14 protein-coding genes are annotated in these 17,672 nt (G+C 64.6%); 10 read left to right on the forward strand and 4 right to left on the reverse strand.

Going from position 1 to position 17,672, the window contains the following annotated elements:
• Positions 1-216: 216 nt before the first annotated feature.
• Both ASG20_RS06145 and cobA read left to right on the forward strand, forming a co-directional pair.
• Complete coding sequence (locus tag ASG20_RS06145) at positions 217-2,811, forward strand: nitrate reductase (protein WP_056049828.1); 2,595 nt, start codon at positions 217-219, stop codon at positions 2,809-2,811.
• Complete coding sequence (cobA, locus tag ASG20_RS06150; protein WP_082470755.1) at positions 2,801-3,643, forward strand: uroporphyrinogen-III C-methyltransferase; 843 nt, start codon at positions 2,801-2,803, stop codon at positions 3,641-3,643. Before ASG20_RS06145 ends, cobA begins: the two co-directional genes overlap by 11 nt.
• On the opposite strand, the gene ASG20_RS06155 is transcribed toward cobA, so the two are convergent.
• Positions 3,588-5,345, reverse strand: a complete 1,758-nt coding sequence (locus tag ASG20_RS06155; RefSeq protein WP_443025898.1) for a chloride channel protein — start codon at positions 5,343-5,345, stop codon at positions 3,588-3,590. The two genes, cobA and ASG20_RS06155, sit on opposite strands and share 56 nt — an antisense overlap.
• Before the next feature lie 73 nt (positions 5,346-5,418).
• Here ASG20_RS06155 and ASG20_RS06160 point away from each other — a divergent pair, with 73 nt between their 5' ends.
• The 4 genes from ASG20_RS06160 (at position 5,419) to ASG20_RS06180 (ending at position 8,787) form a co-directional block, all read left to right on the forward strand.
• Complete coding sequence (locus tag ASG20_RS06160) at positions 5,419-5,829, forward strand: MarR family winged helix-turn-helix transcriptional regulator (RefSeq protein WP_056049835.1); 411 nt, start codon at positions 5,419-5,421, stop codon at positions 5,827-5,829.
• 130 nt (positions 5,830-5,959) lie between these two features.
• The gene (locus ASG20_RS06165; RefSeq protein ID WP_056049838.1) at positions 5,960-7,501 is read left to right on the forward strand and encodes an MFS transporter; all 1,542 of its coding nucleotides are present in this window, start codon (positions 5,960-5,962) and stop codon (positions 7,499-7,501) included.
• A gap of 329 nt (positions 7,502-7,830) precedes the next feature.
• The gene (locus ASG20_RS06170; RefSeq protein ID WP_056049842.1) at positions 7,831-8,019 is read left to right on the forward strand and encodes a hypothetical protein; all 189 of its coding nucleotides are present in this window, start codon (positions 7,831-7,833) and stop codon (positions 8,017-8,019) included.
• Between the two features lie 579 nt (positions 8,020-8,598).
• Positions 8,599-8,787, forward strand: coding sequence for a hypothetical protein (locus ASG20_RS06180; protein WP_041394287.1), 189 nt, complete (start codon positions 8,599-8,601; stop codon positions 8,785-8,787).
• Positions 8,788-9,000: 213 nt separating this feature from the next.
• Here ASG20_RS06180 and ASG20_RS18915 read toward each other — a convergent pair whose 3' ends face one another.
• On the reverse strand, positions 9,001-9,393 hold the full coding sequence (locus ASG20_RS18915; RefSeq protein WP_081974598.1) for a MerR family transcriptional regulator: 393 nt from the start codon (positions 9,391-9,393) through the stop codon (positions 9,001-9,003).
• 66 nt (positions 9,394-9,459) lie between these two features.
• Here ASG20_RS18915 and ASG20_RS06185 point away from each other — a divergent pair, with 66 nt between their 5' ends.
• The 4 genes from ASG20_RS06185 to ASG20_RS06200 are packed head-to-tail and all read left to right on the forward strand — an operon-like array spanning position 9,460 to position 15,773.
• Entirely contained in the window at positions 9,460-10,104 is a 645-nt protein-coding gene (locus ASG20_RS06185) for a cation diffusion facilitator family transporter (RefSeq protein WP_041394289.1), read from the forward strand.
• A gap of 11 nt (positions 10,105-10,115) precedes the next feature.
• The gene (locus ASG20_RS06190) at positions 10,116-11,396 is read left to right on the forward strand and encodes a TolC family protein (RefSeq protein WP_041394291.1); all 1,281 of its coding nucleotides are present in this window, start codon (positions 10,116-10,118) and stop codon (positions 11,394-11,396) included.
• Complete coding sequence (locus ASG20_RS06195; RefSeq protein WP_156340141.1) at positions 11,393-12,574, forward strand: efflux RND transporter periplasmic adaptor subunit; 1,182 nt, start codon at positions 11,393-11,395, stop codon at positions 12,572-12,574. Before ASG20_RS06190 ends, ASG20_RS06195 begins: the two co-directional genes overlap by 4 nt.
• Positions 12,575-12,578: 4 nt before the next feature.
• A complete protein-coding gene (locus ASG20_RS06200) occupies positions 12,579-15,773 on the forward strand; it encodes an efflux RND transporter permease subunit (RefSeq protein ID WP_041394292.1) in 3,195 nt (1,064 codons plus the stop codon).
• Between the two features lie 79 nt (positions 15,774-15,852).
• Here ASG20_RS06200 and ASG20_RS06205 read toward each other — a convergent pair whose 3' ends face one another.
• Together ASG20_RS06205 and ASG20_RS06210 are read right to left on the reverse strand one after the other, a co-directional pair.
• A complete protein-coding gene (locus tag ASG20_RS06205) occupies positions 15,853-16,335 on the reverse strand; it encodes a c-type cytochrome (protein WP_041394294.1) in 483 nt (160 codons plus the stop codon).
• 12 nt (positions 16,336-16,347) lie between these two features.
• A complete protein-coding gene (locus ASG20_RS06210) occupies positions 16,348-17,583 on the reverse strand; it encodes a molybdopterin-dependent oxidoreductase (protein ID WP_041394295.1) in 1,236 nt (411 codons plus the stop codon).
• Positions 17,584-17,672 lie beyond the last annotated feature (89 nt).

Here is a 17,672-nt window from a genome sequence, read left to right on the forward strand (position 1 = left end):
GGGTCGGGGTGAGGGGTTGGGGCGCGTGCGGCCCGTCACAACTACCCCTCACCCAACCCTCTCCCCGAGGGGGAGAGGGCTAATGGTGGCCGTCCGCGTGATCGCGTCGCTGCTCCCTCTCCCCTTTGGGGAGAGGGCCGGGGTGAGGGGTTGGGGCGCGTGCTGCCCGTCCCAACTACCCCTCACCCAACCCTCTCCCCGAAGGGGAGAGGGTTAATGACGGCCGTTCGCACGACGTGCGCGTATTGCGGTGTCGGTTGCGGTATCCTCGCGACCCCGACCGGCGAGCGGTCCGTCACGATCTCAGGCGACCCCGACCACCCCGCCAACTCAGGCAAGCTGTGTTCGAAGGGCACCCACCTCGGCGAGACGATCGGGCTCGAAGGCCGCCTGCTCACCCCCATGATCGGCCAGCGTCGCGCATCCTGGGACAAGGCGCTCGACCTCGTCGCGAAACGCTTCCGCGACACGATCGCACAGCACGGCCCGAACAGCGTCGCCTTCTACGTCTCCGGCCAGCTCCTCACCGAAGACTATTACGTCGCCAACAAGCTGATGAAGGGCTTCATCGGCTCGGCGAACATCGACACCAATTCGCGGCTCTGCATGGCGAGCGCGGTCGCGGGCCACATGCGCGCGTTCGGCGAGGATATCGTCCCCGCGAGCTACGACGATCTCGACGCCGCCGACCTGATCGTGCTGGTCGGGTCGAACACCGCCTGGTGCCATCCGATCGTCTATCAACGCATCCGCGCGCGCTGTGATGCGGGCGCGAAGCTCGTGGTGATCGACCCGCGCCGGACCGAGACCGCGGACGAGGCCGACCTGCACCTCGCGATCCGCCCCGGCACCGACGTCGCGCTGATGAACGGCTTGCTCGCGTGGTGCCGTGACGCGGGCGTGGTCGACTACGACTATCTCGTGGCACACGTCGCGACGCCCGATGCGTTCTGGGACCAGTTCGACGAAGGCAGCGACCTGTGGTCGGTGGCACGCATCTGCGACGTTCCGCCGCAGGACCTCCGGCGCTTCTTCGAACTGTTCGCCGCGACGCCGAAGACCGTCACTATGTTCAGCCAGGGCGTGAACCAGTCGCTGTCGGGCACCGATCAGGTCAACGCGATCACCAACCTCCACCTCGCAACCGGCCGCATCGGCAAGCCGGGTGCGGCACCGTTCTCGATCACCGGCCAGCCCAATGCGATGGGCGGTCGCGAGGTCGGCGGGCTCGCGTCGAGCCTCGCCGCGCACATGGATTTCGCGCCCGAGAACGTCGCGCGTGTCGGCCGGTTCTGGGCCGCGCCGAACATGGCGACCAAGCCCGGGCTGAAGGCGGTCGACCTGTTCCGCGAACTCGGCAACGGCCGGATCAAGGCGCTGTGGGTGATGGCGACCAACCCCGCGGTGTCGATGCCCGACGCGGGCCGCGTGCGCGAGGCGCTGGCGGCATGCCCGTTCGTCGTCGTGTCCGACGTGATCGAGACCACCGACACTTCGGTCCACGCACACGTCCGCCTGCCTGCCGCCGCCTGGGGCGAGAAGGACGGCACCGTCACCAATTCGGACCGCACGATCAGCCGCCAGCGCGCGTTCATGGCCGCGCCGGGCGAGGCGAAACCCGACTGGTGGATCATCGCCGAAGTCGGGCGGCGAATGGGCTGGAAGACCGCGTTTTCCTATGATCGCCCGGCCGAGATCTGGCGCGAACATTGCCGATTGTCGGCCTATGAGAACGGCGGCACGCGGCTGTTCGCGCTTCCTGGCCATGCCGCAAAGGGCAACGCCGAGTATGACACGATGACGCCGTTCCGTTGGGGCGGCGCGCCCTTCGCGGACGGCCGGTTCTCGACGCCCGACGGCCGTGCGCGCCTCGTGGCAGTGGCGCAAAAGGCGGTTGCCGCCCCGCTTACGCAATGGCCGATGACACTCAACACCGGGCGCTACCGCGACCAGTGGCATACGATGACGCGCACCGGCCTGTCACCCAAGCTCGCGCGCCACCGCGAGGAACCGATGGTCGAGATTCACCCCCACGACGCAGTACGACTGGGGATCGTCGATGGCGGCTTGGCGCGCGTAATCACACCGCAGGGCGATAGCCTCTTTCGCGCGACTGTCGTCGGGACGCAGCGGATCGGCGAACTGTTCGTGCCGATCCACTGGACCGACCGTACCGCGACCGGCGGCCGTACCGGCCTGCTCCCCCGCCCGCTAGCCGACCCCATCTCGGGCCAGCCGGGCTTCAAATCGACCCCCGTGCGGATCGAACCCATCTCGACCGAGTGGCGCGGCTTCGTCGTGGTCCGCGGCGAACTGGCGCCGCGCCCCGATTGCCTGTGGGCGACGCGCGTCGCGGTACCGGGTGGAACGGCGTGGGACATGGCGGGCAACGGCGACGCCACCACACTCGACGCGCTGCTGCCGAAGGGCCAGCGGATCGAGGCGATCGATGCGGCTCGGGGCTCGCGCCGGATCGCGATATTGGAGGGCGGCAGGCTCGCCGCGGTCCTGTTCGTGACCCGGGACGGTGCACTTCCGCCCCGCGACTGGCTCGTCGCACAACTGAGCGAGGCCATCGCTGCGCCCACCCTGCTCGCCGGCCGCGCGCCGGGCGTGCAGGTCGACCGTGGCCCGATCGTCTGCGCGTGCTTCGACGTCGGGCTGAGGATCATCCTCGCCGCGATCGCCGACCAGCATCTCGCCGACGTCCCTGCGATCGGTGCGGCGCTGAAGGCCGGCACGAATTGCGGATCGTGCCGCCCTGCCCTCGCCAAACTTCTCGTCACGCAAGGATCAGCAAATGTCGCATGATTTTCCGCCCGGTTCGGTCTGGCTGGTCGGTGCCGGCCCGGGCGATCCCGACCTTCTCACGCGCAAGGCCGAGCGGCTGATCGCGGCGGCCGACATCGTGTTCTACGACGCGCTGGTCGGCCCGGGCGTCCTTGCACTCATTCCTGACGGCATCGAGCGGGTAAGTGTCGGCAAGCGATCGGGCCGCCATTCGAAGGATCAGGTCTCGATCAACGTCTTGCTCGCCAACGCGGCGCTCGCGGGCAAGCGCGTCGTCCGGCTCAAGGGCGGCGATCCGTCGATCTTCGGCCGCTCGACCGAAGAACTCGACCATCTCGCCGCGCAAGGCATCTTGGTACGGATCTGCCCCGGCATCACCGCCGCCAGCGCCGCAGCGGCCTCGGGTGGCGCCTCGCTGACGCTGCGCGGCCTCGCGCGGAAGCTGACGTTCGTCACCGCGCACGCCCGCGCCGGCGAAGCGCTCGATCTCGACTGGACCGCGCTCGCCGCGCCCGATGCCACGCTCGCCGTCTATATGGGCCGCGCCGCCGCCGGCGAAGTCGCGCGCAGCCTGATCGCGGCCGGGCGCGCGCCCGACACGCCGGTCATGGTCGCGGTCAACGTCTCGCTGCCCACCGAGCGCATCCTGCGCGGCCGGCTATCGGCGCTCGCGTTCCTGGTCGAGACGATCAGCGATCATGATCCGGCGCTGCTGCTGATCGGCGAGGCGATTACGGTATCGTCGATAGCATGCGGTGCAAACGACGGCACAGACGCGCAACTTGGAGTTCAGGCTGCTAGCGCGAACCGGCCCGTCCAGTTTCCGACTGACGCTGCGTGCGGCGAGCTTTGAGCAAGTCCTGACGCGAGAGGATGCCGACGACCTGTCGCGTATCGCGCGCGACGATCGGCACGCGGCCGACGCCGGATTCGACCATCATGTCGGCGACGACTCCGATCGGCGTATCGGGATACGCGACGAGCAGCGACGCGTCCGACAGCGTCTCGGTCAGCGACACGTCGGTGCCCGGTTGCATAGTCCGCCAGCGCAACGCGTCGGTCCGCGACACCAGGCCAAGCACGCGACCCGCATCGTCGACGACCGGATAGCTCCGATGCTCGGCGCGCTCCGCGAAAAAGGTCGCCGCGTCTGCGGTCGTCATCGAACCCGGCAACGTCGCGGGCGTGCGTGACATCAACTGCTCCGCCTGCATCAGGTCGAGCGGATCGACGCTGTATTCCTGCAGGATATGCCGACCGCGGCGCGCGATCTTCTCGGTCAGGATCGATCGCCGCATCAGCAAGACGCTGGCCGCATAAGCGGCGGCAGCGGCGGCGATGGTAAGCGGCAAGGCATCGAAATGCCGCGTCAGTTCGGCCGCGAACAGCGCCCCGGTGATCGGCGCGCGCATCGCGCCACTCATGATGCCGGCCATCCCGATCATAGCCCACAACCCTGAACCGCCGGGCAGGACCTGGCCGATCAGCGCCCCCGCGGCGCCACCCAGGATCAGCAACGGCGCGAGGATGCCGCCCGACGTGCCCGATCCCAAAGCGACCAGCCAGACGATCGCCTTCACGACTAGCAGCGCGAGGATGACGCGCACCGCGAGGGACCCGTCGAGTAGCGCCTGGATATTTGGATAGCCGGCGCCCAGGACGTGCGCGTCGACCAGTCCGCCGAGACCGACAACGACCGCGCCTATTGCCGGCCACCACATCCAGTGCACCGGGAGGCGATGAAACGCGTCCTCCACCGCGTAAAGCGCGAGCGAAAGCGCCGCCGCCAGCATACCCGTGGCAAGACCGACTCCCGCTGCGAACGCGATTGGCCACCCCCCGGATGGAGTCGTACCCACGAACGGGAACATCGCACCGCCGTCGAGCAGCACCGGCCGCCACGCGAACGCGAGCAGGACGGCGACCACCACCGGTACGAAACTGCGCGGCTTCCACTCGAACAGCAGCACCTCGACCGCCAGCAGGATCGCGGCGAGCGGCGTCCCGAAGATCGCGGTCATGCCCGCCGCCGCGCCTGCGACGAGCAGTGTCTTGCGCTCGGCGGCACTCATGTGGAAGCGTTGCGCGAACAGCGATCCGATCGCCCCGCCGGTCATGATGATCGGCCCTTCCGCCCCGAACGGCCCGCCACTGCCGATCGATACCGCGGCGGATAGCGGCTTGAGCAGAGCGACCTTGGCCGACATCCGGCTTTCGCCGAACAGGATCGTCTCGATCGCCTCGGGTATGCCATGCCCCCGGATCTTGTCGGAGCCGTAGCGCGCCATCAGGCCGATGATGAGACCGCCAATGACGGGAATGGCGAACATCCACGGCCCGACAAGCGTGTCGACGATCGCGGCTGACCGCGTGGAAAGTCGACCGAACCAGAAGAGGTTGGTCGCGAGCGCGATGAGTTTGATGAGCATCCATGCCGCAAGCGCCCCGCCAGTCCCGACGACGATCGCCATCGCCGCCAGCATCAGCATCCGCCGGTCGGCGCTATGGTCCGCGAGCCGGTGGTTTTCGATTGCTCGTACCGCTGCGATCATGATGAGAGTCTTTCGCCTCCAAGGAAGGCAGGCTATTATATCGTAGTGCGATATATATCAACACGGACTGACTGCGATGAGCGATACGAACGCATTGAAGGACGCCGATTACCGGGCACTGGCGGATTTTCGCCATGCGTTGCGGCTATTTACGACCTTCAGTGAGACTGCGGCGGCGGCGGCTGGGCTTGCGCCGCAACAGCATCAGGCGCTGCTGGCGATCCGGGCCGCGCCGGTTGACGACATCACGATCGGCTATGTCGCGACGCGGCTGGTTCTCAAGCCGCATAGCGCCTCGGGACTGATCGACCGTCTGGAGGCGTCGAACCTCGTCGTTCGCTACAATTCCGAAGGCGACAAGCGCCGATCGCTGCTGCGGTTGACGCCGGAGGGCGAGACGATGCTCGCGGGTCTGTCATCTGTTCATCGCGACGAGATCGCCCGTCTCCGGCCAATGCTGACCGAAATGCTCGATCGGTTTGGATAAAGCATGCGCCCGTGCCCGGCGGGAAACATCTGTCGCGATACGATCTAAAATGCCAAGGTGAGCTTGCGCGTATCGGTAGCCGCTACGCAAACGACCACAGCGCGGAACGCGGTGGCGAAACGAGGGGGAAATGCAGACGATGGTGACCGGTAGGCGGGGTCTGTGGGCCTTCGTGCTCGGCTGTATCGCGGTGACGATCGGGGTCGCCCTGCATCTGCCGATGTTTCTAATGGCCCGCGGCATGGGCTACCGGATGGCCGGCATGCCGATGGACGTCGGCATGCTGGTCGGCATGGCGCTGATCGTCGGCGGGACCGGCCTCGCCGCCTATGGGTTGCTGCCCGGCGATGCGATGCGGTTGCGGCGGCAGTTGACGCATATGACCGTCACCGGGCTGCAGGATGCACCGTTGCGCGCGTCGCACTGGGTCATGATGGGCGCACTGATCGTGGCGCTGGTGATCGACGTCATGAAACCCGCCGCGCTCGGCTTCACCCTGTCGGGCATGACGAGCGAATATGGCGTGTCGCGTGCCACCGCGTCGCTGGTGCCGTTCGCGGCGCTCTCGGGGACGGTCGCGGGATCGATCCTGTGGGGCTTCGTTGCGGACATATACGGGCGCAAGGCGTCGATCCTGCTCTCGGCGGTGATGTTCGTCGGCACGTCGATCTGCGGCGCGATGCCGAGCCTCGCCTGGAACATCGCGATGTGTTTCATGATGGGTGCGGCTGCCGGCGGGATGCTGCCGGTCACCTATGCGCTGCTCGCGGAGATGATGCCGAACCGACACCGCGGCTGGAGCCTCGTGCTCATCGGCGGCCTGGGCGCAGCGGGAGGCTATTTCGCGGCCAGCGGCCTGTCGGCGCTGCTCCAACCCATCTTCGGCTGGAGGATTCTGTGGCTGGCCAATCTGCCGACCGGACTGCTGCTGATCCTTCTTGGGCGGCTGATACCGGAATCGCCACGGTTCCTGGTCGTTCAGGGGCGCACGCACGAAGCGGAGATGGTGCTCGCGCGCTTCGGTGGCGGGCGCGTGACGAGGCATGACGCGCTGTCGAATGATGGGGCGGACGTTGCGGCACGGCCGACCTTGCGCAACGCCGGGGCGCTCGTCGCCTTCAGCATCGCCGCGCTGGCCTGGGGCTGCGCGAATTTCGGCCTGTTGCTGTGGCTGCCCGCCGACCTCGTCGCTCGCGGTTATAGCGTCGGCGTGGCTAGCGGACTGCTCGCCAAGGCGTCGCTGATCGCGGTTCCCACGATCTTCGTCGCAGCGCTGCTCTACAGCCGCTGGAGCAGCAAGGGTGCGCTTCTCGCAGCCATCGCGATGCTCGCCTTGGGACTCGTCGGTGTATTATGGGTCGAGCGGCAATCCGGCGCCGTCAGTCCCGTCCTGCCGGTCGCCGCGCTGATCGTAGGCGTCAACGCGATCATCGCCATCTTGCTGCCCTACGTAGCCGAGAGCTTCCCGGCGCGCGTTCGTGGGCGCGCCACGGGATGGGTCGCGGCCTGTTCCAAAGCCGGTGGCCTGGGCGCACAAGGGCTGGCGATCGCAGGTGCGGTCCCGCCGCTGGCGACCGTAGCGGGTCTAGTTCTGGTACCGACGGCCGCTTCTCTCGTACTCGTGGCGTGGCTAGGTCGCGAAACCAAAGGACGGGACGTCGACGTCATCTAGCCGGCCATTTGGATCTGCAAATCGTTGCGTGAAGCAAATGACGGCGTCTGACCATCTTCGTGCCAAGCCAGCACATTTGCAATCAGCGTCTTCGAACTGCCAAACCTAAAGCGAATAAGGTTAGCTACAGATACCACAATCGGACGCTCACGCCCCTTCCCTAGCTTTCCAACTCCGAACGCTTGTTCAGCTTTGCGATAAGACCGATTTTTGAGCCCCGGCTATCCGCTCACGAATGTCGTGATTGGGAAGGAAAGCGGACAGGCAGGTTTCGGCACTTCACGAGTGCTAAGCAGACGTAGACTTCGCACCAGAGGAGGCATAGTTCTATGCAGATTGCCGAGGAGATGCTGATGTTTCCGGTTTGGGTCTATTTTGCGGTCGCGCTGGGGATCGCGCTGATCGCCTTCGCTATCGAGCAAGTTGCGTCGGGGATCGGTATGGCCTTCGTGGCGCTCACCTCGACCATGTGGACTGCATACTCGATTTCCCGCGCCAAACGACGTCGACGCTGCTGATCGGCAACTATGGGAAGGAATGCGGACCGTCCGCTATTGGGAAGGCAGATAGCGTTAGCGGACGTCGCCAGCGCTGCGGCCTTTCCCGAAAAGGATGGTGAATCGGGAATCTGAGATAAAAGGGGAAAACCAGCCTAGCGCCATCCTCTGCCACCTTCGACATTGTGCATCACTGAGTGGGCTTCTAGACGCATCCAATGAAACGCCGGGCTCGCCCACTCTCCAAGATATTGCATTCCATGGCGTTTTTCGTCCTGGCGGTGATGTTGCTGGTCCGGCTTGGCCCGCTCTGCGAGACGATGGCGATGGCCGCGCCTCCGGCTGCGTCCGCTATGATGGACTGCGCCAGCAAATCAGCAGGCGCTCCCATCAAAAAGGCCCCTGCGTCGGCCTGCGCCATACCGTGCGTTGCGGTTGCCGGCGAAACCGTAGAGCATGTCGGGCTGGTTCCGTCCTCCCGTCTATCGCCTTGGCCGGCTCCACAGACCGGCCTTTTGGGCATGGCATACGCTCCGGCCACACCCCCTCCGCAAACCGTGTGACGTCGAACACCATCACACGTAAATTTCGGAGAATATCATGACCAAGTTCAAGCTCATCAGCGCTGCCTTCGCCCTCACCCTGTCGACTGGCGCATTCGCCGCTGTCGCCAATTGCTGCGCCGACATGGCGTGCTGCAAGGACGGTGCGGACTGCTGCAAGGATGGCGCAAAAGCCAAGGCTGCTGACTGCTGCGATCATGCCAAGGGCGGCATGAAGCACGGCTAAAAGCTAGATAGGGGCGGGCAACCGCCCCTATCTATTAGCCGGCTGCGATACGCCGCCACGCCACGGCTACTGATCGACTACATAGCTATCCAAGAATGGAACGGGCCGCTTACCAGCGCGTCCGTAAACGATTAAAAAATGGGAACACCCAAGCATCCCAAGCCGCGTCGCACGCGTCATGAGAGAAATATTTATCCTCGTTCAACCGTGGCATTAGTTGGGCACGGCAGTAATCGCTTCCATTACCCGGCAGTCGGCGATGCGTCCGCCATCGCAGGATCGTGTTGCAGCACTCAATGCGTCGCGAAGCGCGACAAGGCGTGTGATACGATCCTCCACGCTGGCGAGATGCCGACGGGCGATGGCGCCGGCCTGGTTGCAGTCCTGATCGGGATCGGCAGACAGGGCAATAAGCGATCGGATTTCATCTACTGAAAATCCTAGTTCCCGGGCATGGCGGATGAAGCCAAGCTGGCGAACCTGCCCCTCTCCATAGGTGCGACGGCCTCCAGACGTGCGGAGCGCTTCGGGCATGAGGCCGATTTCCTCATAGAATCGGATGGTGTTGATTTTGGTCCCTGTCCGCTTTGCCAAATCGCCGATCATCAACACGTTGCCACTCCACTAGAAACCGCTTGCTCCTACAGTGACTGTAGATCGTAGAGGCACGATATGAGTGCAAGTGAATCCTCTTCATGCGGTTGTTCCGGTGATACCAAACGAGCGGAGCGCGATCCCGCATATCGGCGCGCATTGTGGATCGTCGTTCTGCTTAATCTGGGCTTTGGTCTGGCTGAAATCGTCGGGGGGTTCCTTGCCGACAGCCAGGCATTGAAGGCCGATGCCCTCGATTTCATCGGGGACGGCAGCATCTCGCTCCTCGGATTGATTGCGCTGGGATGGACCGCTCGTGCCCGTTCTCAGGTTGCGCTTACACAGGGCATATTCCTTGGCGCGCTCGGGATAGGTGTCATCGCCTTCGCCCTTTGGCGTGCGATGAATGCAATTGCGCCAGAAGCCGAATTGATGGGCGCTATCGGGATCGTTGCGCTCATAGTGAACGTGACGGCTGCACTAGTTCTATCGCGATTTCGCGAAGGGGATGCGAACGTCACCGCTATTTGGTTGTTCAGCCGTAACGACGCGATTGCCAATGTTGCGGTGATCATCGCAGCCGCCCTTGTTGGCTGGACCGGTGCGGCTTGGCCCGATCTGGTCGTTGCCGGCGTCATCGCGCTCCTGTTCCTGCATTCGGCCTACGAAATTATCCGCAATGCGCGGCGCGAACTCCAATCAACGGCAAGGCCGTCGTCATAATGACTTACCCTATGAAGCTCCGGCACCGGTTGCCCTTCGTCCTGATCGCGGTCGTCGCCGTCGTTCCGTGCGTAGCGCACGCCCAATCGCAAACCGGTTCCGAAGCGACGGTCACCCCGGTACTGACGCTAGAAAAAATACTGGCGTTGGCGGAAGCGTCAGCACCGTCGCTAGAAGCAGCGCAGGCCGGCGTTCGGGCAACAGGTGCGGCGCGCGATGTAGCGGGGCTGCGCCCTAACCCTACGCTGAATGGCGGTCTGGAATATTTTGGGGGTTCGGGGGCATATCGCGGTCTTCGTAGCGCGGAAGCTACAGTCGGTGTTGCTCTACCTATCGAGCTTGGCGGCAAGCGTTCCGCGCGGGTCGGTGTTGCCAACGCACAAGGGGAGCAAGCTCGGCTCGCCCTGGTTATTGCTACGGCCGATATTCGGCTCGCTGTAACACAGGCGTATATCGAAGCCGTAGCAGCCGAGCGTCGCATCACGACTGCGCGCGAGCAAGCCGGCATTGCCGGGGAGGCGGCCCGCGCGGCGGGCATTCGGGTACGCGCGGGCAGGGCATCGCCGCTAGAGCAACAGCGTGCCGACGTGTTGCGCATCAATGCCGAAGCTGCGGTTGAACGTGCGCAGCGCCTGACGGAAGTCGCGCGGGGCAATCTCGCCCGGCGTATTGGTCAGCCCGTAACCGGCCCGCTCGACGTTGCCTGGTTCGATCGCGTGCAAGGTTACGGCCCCTCGATCGCGGCCAGTCCGGGCGGCACGCTGGCATTGTCTGCGGCGCGAGCCGCAGTGACGACGGCAGATGCGCAAGTGCGGCTTGCTCGCTCCCAACGCATCCCCGACGTGACCGTCAATGCCGGCGCACGCCGGCTCGATGCGTCGAACGATATGGCTGCGGTCGTCGGCCTCTCGATACCGCTTCCACTGTTCAACAACGGCCGGGCGTCGGTCGTTCAGGCGCGGGCGCAACGCGATCAGGCGGACGCGATGCGACGCGCGGCTGAGCTGGATGCGGGGCAGTCGATAGCCAGCGCGGAAGCGGAAGTGGCAAATGCCGCGACGACCGCTAGAACCACGGGTGGGCCGGTCCTGGCAGCAGCGACGGAAGCCGCGCGCATTGCCCGCATCGGCTACCGTGAAGGCAAGTTCGGCCAACTCGATCTTCTCGACGCCGAACGCACCCTGTCTGAAACCCGCACGGCCGCGATCGATGCGCTGGCGACCTACCATGATGCAAAGGCCCGGCTTGAGCGGCTGACCGCTGCCGCTCCCGAACTGGCGAAGGACCAATGATGACGAAGACCGGCGCGCGGGTCGTACTATCCGCTCTGCTTCCCCTGACGCTGCTTGCCTGTGGCGGGGGCGGGGAAAAGAAGGCCGACAACATGGCCGGCATGGAAGGGATGGAAAAAGGCGAAGGCGAGAAAGGCGAAGCCGGCAAACCTGCCGATAAAGACGCCGTAAGCCTTTCGGCCCAGCAAATCGCGGATGCCGGGATCGAAGTTGGTCGGCCTGCGATTGGCGGCGTTGCCGGCGCAATCGAGCTGCCGGCCTTGGTTCAGGGTGATCCGCAAGGGGTGCAGGTCGTATCCGCGACGATCGGCGGTCGTGTCGTCTCCCTTACCCGTAACCTCGGGCAATCGGTGCGCCGTGGCGATGCGCTTGCGATCATTGAAAGTCGCGAGGCCGCCTCATTAAACGCCGAGATTGAAGCCGCGCGCGCGCGCTCTGCGCTCGCACAATCGAACCTGCGCCGTGAGCAACGTCTGTTTGCTGAACGCGTCTCGCCGGAACAGGATCTCATCGCCGCTCGAACTGCTGCCACCGAAGCCAACATTGCGGTCCGCCTCGCCCAACAGCAGCTCTCGGCCACAGGCGGGAGCGGGGGTGCGCTGAACCGTGTGGCGATCCGCTCGCCCCTTTCCGGTCAGATCATCGCTCGATCGGCGACGCTCGGTCAGACGGTTGCGGCAGACGGCGAGCTGTACCGGGTCGCCAACCTCTCGCGCGTGACCATCGCTGCGTCACTCTCACCGGCTGACGCCGGCAAGGTAAAGCCTGGAACACGCGTTGAAGTCACCTCGGCCGGCCGCAGGCAGGAAGGTCGCGTGACCTTCGTGTCGCCCGCTCTCGATGAAACCACGCGGCTTGTTCAGGTTATCGCTTCCCTCGATAATGCGGGCGGCACTTGGCGGGTAGGGGAGCCCGTCACGGCCTCGATCCTGCTGCCCTCGATCGGGGATCACAGTATCACTGTGCCGTCCACGGCGGTCCAATCGGTAGAGAATAAGATGGTCGTGTTCGTGCGCACGCCTAGCGGCTTCAAGGCCGTTCCGGTGCAGGCAGGGCGTCGCAACGGCGATCAGGTCGTCATCACCTCTGGCCTGACCGGCAGCGAGCGTATCGCAACCACCAATAGCTTCACGCTCAAAGCCGAACTCGGCAAGGGCGGCGAAATGGACATGGATTGATCCAATGATCGGCCGTCTTGTAACTTTCGCGGTCGAGCGCCGCTGGCTCGTCCTGCTTTTCACCGGGATCGCGGCCCTGGTGGGTGCTCTGGCGCTGCAACGCCTTCCGATCGATGCCGTCCCTGACATCACGAACAATCAGGTTCAGGTCAACGTGATGGCCCCCTCTCTGTCGCCCGATCAGATCGAGCGGCAAGTATCATTTACGATCGAAACCTCGCTCGCTGGCATACCGGGTCTGGAATATACGCGCTCGCTCAACCGGAACGGCTTTGCGCAAATTACCGCCGTATTTTCCGATGCCACTGATATCTATTTTGCCCGCCAACAGGTGGCCGAACGGCTGCGTTCAGCGGAGGAACGCCTACCCCAAGGCATCATGCCGGAAATGGGGCCTATCGCTACCGGCCTTGGCGATATTTTCATGTGGACGGTCGAGCTTCGCGAGTTGGACAAGGTCCGGCATCGCGACGGGGAACCGGGGCTGCAACGTGATGGCAGCTATATCACGCCGGAAGGCGAGCACTTGGTCAGCGAAGATGACAAGGCCACTTACCTGCATACGGTTCAGGAATGGATCGTTGCTCCCCAACTTCGGGGTACGGCCGGCGTCGCCGGCATCGACTCCCTTGGGGGGTTCGATCGCCAGTATCTCGTCATGCCCGACCTTCAACGCCTAGCCGCGCTGCGCCTCACGATACAGGACCTCGCGACCGCATTGGAGCGCAGCAATAGCAGCATCGGCGCGGGCATCGTGGACAGTAACGGCGCGGGCCTTTTCGTCCGCTCCGACGCGCGCGTGCGAACCGCGAACGAACTGGCGCGGACGGTCGTGGCGACCCGCGAAAACGTCCCCATCACGCTCGATCAGGTCGCGACCGTCAAAGCAGGCCACGGCATTCGCACCGGCTCCGCTTCCGAAAACGGTCACGAGGTCGTGGTCGGCACAGCTGTCATGCGCATCGGCGAGAATAGCCGCACCGTCGCCACGGCTGTGTCCGATCGCCTGAAAACAATCAGCCGCTCGCTTCCGGCCGATATCATCGTGAAGCCGGTGCTGGATCGCACCAACCTCGTGAACTCCACGATCGCGACTGTCGGCCGCAACCTTGCGGAGGGCGCGGTGCTGGTCATCGTCGTGCTGTTCCTGCTGCTCGGCAATATCCGGGCGGCATTGATCGCGGCCCTGGTTATTCCTGTCACGGTGCTGCTGACCAGCGCCGGCATGCTACGTGCCGGGGTGTCGGCCAATCTAATGAGCCTCGGCGCGCTCGATTTCGGCCTGATTGTCGATGGCGCAGTCATCATTGTAGAAAATGCCCTGCGCCGCTTAGCGGAACGCCAACACGAGCTGGGCGAACGCCTTTCGCTAGAGGAGCGGCTTGCGATCGTCGCCGCGTCCGCGCGCGAAATGATCCGCCCATCGGTGTACGGGCAGGCGATCATCATCCTTGTCTATGCCCCGCTGCTCACCTTCTCGGGCGTCGAAGGCAAGATGTTCGAGCCGATGGCGCTTACCGTCATCATCGCGCTCGTGTTCGCCTTCATCCTGTCCCTGACATTCGTCCCTGCCGCCATCGCGGCATGGATTGGCGGACGCGTGGATGAGAAGGAAAGCCGGGTCATCGCAGTGCTGAAACAGCGCTACGAACCCGGCCTGGATGCCGCCATGCGACGCCCGAGCATAACGATCGGCGCTGCGGTTGTGGCTGTGGTAGCAGCTGTCCTGGCCTTCTCGACGCTGGGCCAAGAGTTTTTGCCTCAGCTTGATGAAGGCAACATCCTTGTTCAGGCGTGGCGGCCTGCGGGCACCTCTGTCAATCAGAGCCAGAAGATGCAGTTTGCAGTCGAGAAGATGATCGCTCGCGAGCCGGAAATTCGCTTCGCGTTCTCGCGTACCGGCACGTCCGAAATCGCCTCCGATCCGATGCCGCCCAATGCGACGGACACGTTCGTGATCCTCAAGCCACGCGACGAATGGCCTGATCCCAGCCTGCCTAAGACTGAGCTGGTCGAGCGCCTTGAAAAGAAGCTCAAGACCATTCCCGGCAATGGCTACGAGATCACGCAGCCTATCCAGATGCGCTTCAACGAGCTGATCGCGGGCGTCCGTGGAGACTTGGCGGTCAAGGTGTTTGGGGATGACTTCGGGCAGATGAACGCGACCGCCAATCAAATTGCGGCAGTCCTCCGCAAGATCCGTGGTGCGGCTGATGTGCAAGTTGAGCAAACCGAGGGCCTGCCGCTGCTCGATATTCGGCCGAACCGCGATGCGATGGCGCGTGTTGGTGTCACTGCCGGCGACGTGCAAGATACCGTTGCCGCGACGATTGGCGGTCGTGAGGCGGGCATGATCTTCGAGGGCGATCGGCGCTTCCCGGTCGTGATCCGCCTGGCGGAAACCGCACGGGCTGACCTACAGGCGATCGGGCAGATACCTATTCCTACGCCCAACGGCTCCTACGTCCCTCTGGGGAGCGTCGCGGACGTTGCTGTCGGGGATGGTCCAAACCAAATCAGCCGCGAGAACGGCAAGCGCCGCGTCGTGGTGCAGGCCAATGTCCGCGGTCGCGACGTTGCTGGCGTGGTGGCTGACGCGCAGGCCGCGATCGACGCGCAAGTCACGCTCCCTCCCGGCACCTACCTCCAGTGGGGTGGTCAGTTTCAGAATCTGGCTGCGGCGCGCGAGCGGCTGACGATCGTCGTCCCGATCTGCTTCGCGGTCATCATGTTGCTGCTCTATGGTGCTCTCGGCAGCGTCCGCGACGCGGCCCTGGTGTTTACCGGCGTTCCTCTGGCGCTGGTGGGCGGCATTCTCGCGCTCGTGTTACGCGGCATGCCGTTCTCAATCTCGGCCGCTGTCGGGTTCATTGCGCTGTCGGGTGTGGCTGTGCTGAACGGGCTGGTGATGGTTAGCTCGATTCAGGAGTTGATGCGGCAGGGTATGGCGCGGGCGCAGGCGGCGAGGGAGGGTGCTCTGACCCGTTTCCGCCCCGTCGCCATGACAGCGCTCGTTGCATCCTTGGGGTTCGTCCCAATGGCGCTCGGGCACGGCGCGGGGGCGGAAGTGCAAAAGCCGCTTGCTACGGTCGTGATAGGCGGCTTGATCTCCGCAACGTTGCTGACTCTATTCGTGCTGCCAACACTCTATGCGCGCTTTGGACAGGCACGGGCTGATCCGGTCCCACAAACCACCTGACGGACGTATTGCTTTTACGGATCGTCTCCCAACGGCTTTTCTAAGACGATGGTATTTCGGGATTATGGAAGTAGATCGGTTAGCCTGTTCCACCTGAGACACCGGGAGCCGCCTTGGGGTCGGGATCCTGCGCCTTGCCTGTCGCGGGTGCCGCCTTCTGGCTCGGCATAGCGATGAGATAGGCGACGATCGCGTCGACGTCCTTCTCGGCCACCGGGGCCTTGTACACCTTGCGCATCTTGGTGACGGTCGCCTTCCACTGATCCGCCGATAGCGATGGCTGGGTCAGCGCCATGCTGGCCGAGTGGCACGAAGTGCAGTTGGCGTTGATGACGTTGGCGTGCGGACCATCGGGATAGGTCGCTTCGTCGACCGGCAGGTCGACGCTGGTCGAGGCGAGCGAAAAGCCGCGGGCTGAGACGCTGGTGGGCGGTGCCGGCTCGGATGTCTCGGAGATCGGGGCAGGCGCCTTGCGGCTGCTCGGCGCCCCGATCGAGACGAGGATAATGCCGGTCAGGCCGATCAGGCCAGCGGCCATGATACCGGGAGACGGGGTCTTCATGCTACTCGCTCCTCAGGCCGCGATGATGGTGGTGGTCTCGATATTGCCGCGCATGAACCCGCCTGGGTTCCAGATCGGCTTCATCGGCTGAGCGACACCGTTGGCGTTCCAGCAGCGCACCATGATGGGGTTGGGACCGCGCCTAAGCGGCACGCGACCATCCCAGCGCCGGAAGCTATACTTGCCCTCGTCCGCTCCGAGCGTCGTCCTGTACCAGGTGCGGCCACCATCGGATGAGACATCGACCTTGGCGACGCCGCAGTCGCCGCCCATCGCGATCCCGCCAACCGGGATGGACGCTTCATAGGCGATCGCCTGGCCATCCGGCAGGCTGGTCATCCAGCTGCGCGGGATCATGCGATTGATCGGCACGGTCGGGAAGTCCTTGGCACCGGGCGCGACATTCGCGCCGGGTGTCGCCGGTATCTTGTAGGCCTTGGCCATCCAATACTGGTCGTCAGGGCCGGGCAGCACCTCGATCGCGTTCAGCATCTTGACCCAGTAGGTCGAATACCAGCCCGGGACGATCAGCCGGCAGGGAAAGCCGTTGAGGAGCGGCAGCTGCTCGCCGTTCATGCCGAAGGCGATCATCACTTCGCCGTCGCGGGCATGGTCGATGTCGAGCGCCTTCTCGAAGTCAGGGGCGCCCGCCACAACCGGCTGATCGAGCGCGCCGAAGCGCACCTGTACCGCGCCTGCCTTGACCCCCGCGAGGTTCAGCACGTCGCGCAGGCGCACGCCGAGCCATTTGGCATTGCCCATCGCGCCGTTGCCCCATTGCGCGCCGGCGACCCGGGGCTGGAACAGCCCACGGCTGTTGCCCGAACACTGGTTGATCGCCGCCATCTCGACCCGCGGCAGGCGCAGCAGTTGGGCAAGGCTGATCGACAGCGGTCGGTTGACGTGGCCGAAGACGTTGAGGCGGAAGCTCTCGACGTCGATCGAGGTTGGAATGTCGGCCCAGTGCCAGCGAACGAAGAACTGGTCGTTGGGCGTGAACACCGACTTGTCGAACACGTCCATCGGCGTCTCCAACAGCGGAGGATGGATGCGTTGAAGGATCATGCTGCCCTTGCCAGGAAAGGCGCTGGTCATCGGCCGCTCGGCATTGCCGCCAGGCAGCTTCAGGTCGACGAGCTGCTGCGCCAGCGCAGGTGCTGCGGCAAGGCCGGCGGTGCCGAGCGCCGTACGCCTGAGAAAGCGGCGACGGCTGGTTTTACTCGCCAGCGCGGCGTCAAAATTGTCCATGACAAGGCTCTCCTGTGGCCAGCCACGCTGGCGGATCGAAGCGGCGTTCTGCAAGTGATCGGACCGACTGATCCGATCATCAGGGTGGA

Origin of the sequence: Sphingomonas sp. Leaf198 (genome assembly GCF_001424005.1) — a bacterium.
Taxonomy (GTDB): domain Bacteria; phylum Pseudomonadota; class Alphaproteobacteria; order Sphingomonadales; family Sphingomonadaceae; genus Sphingomonas.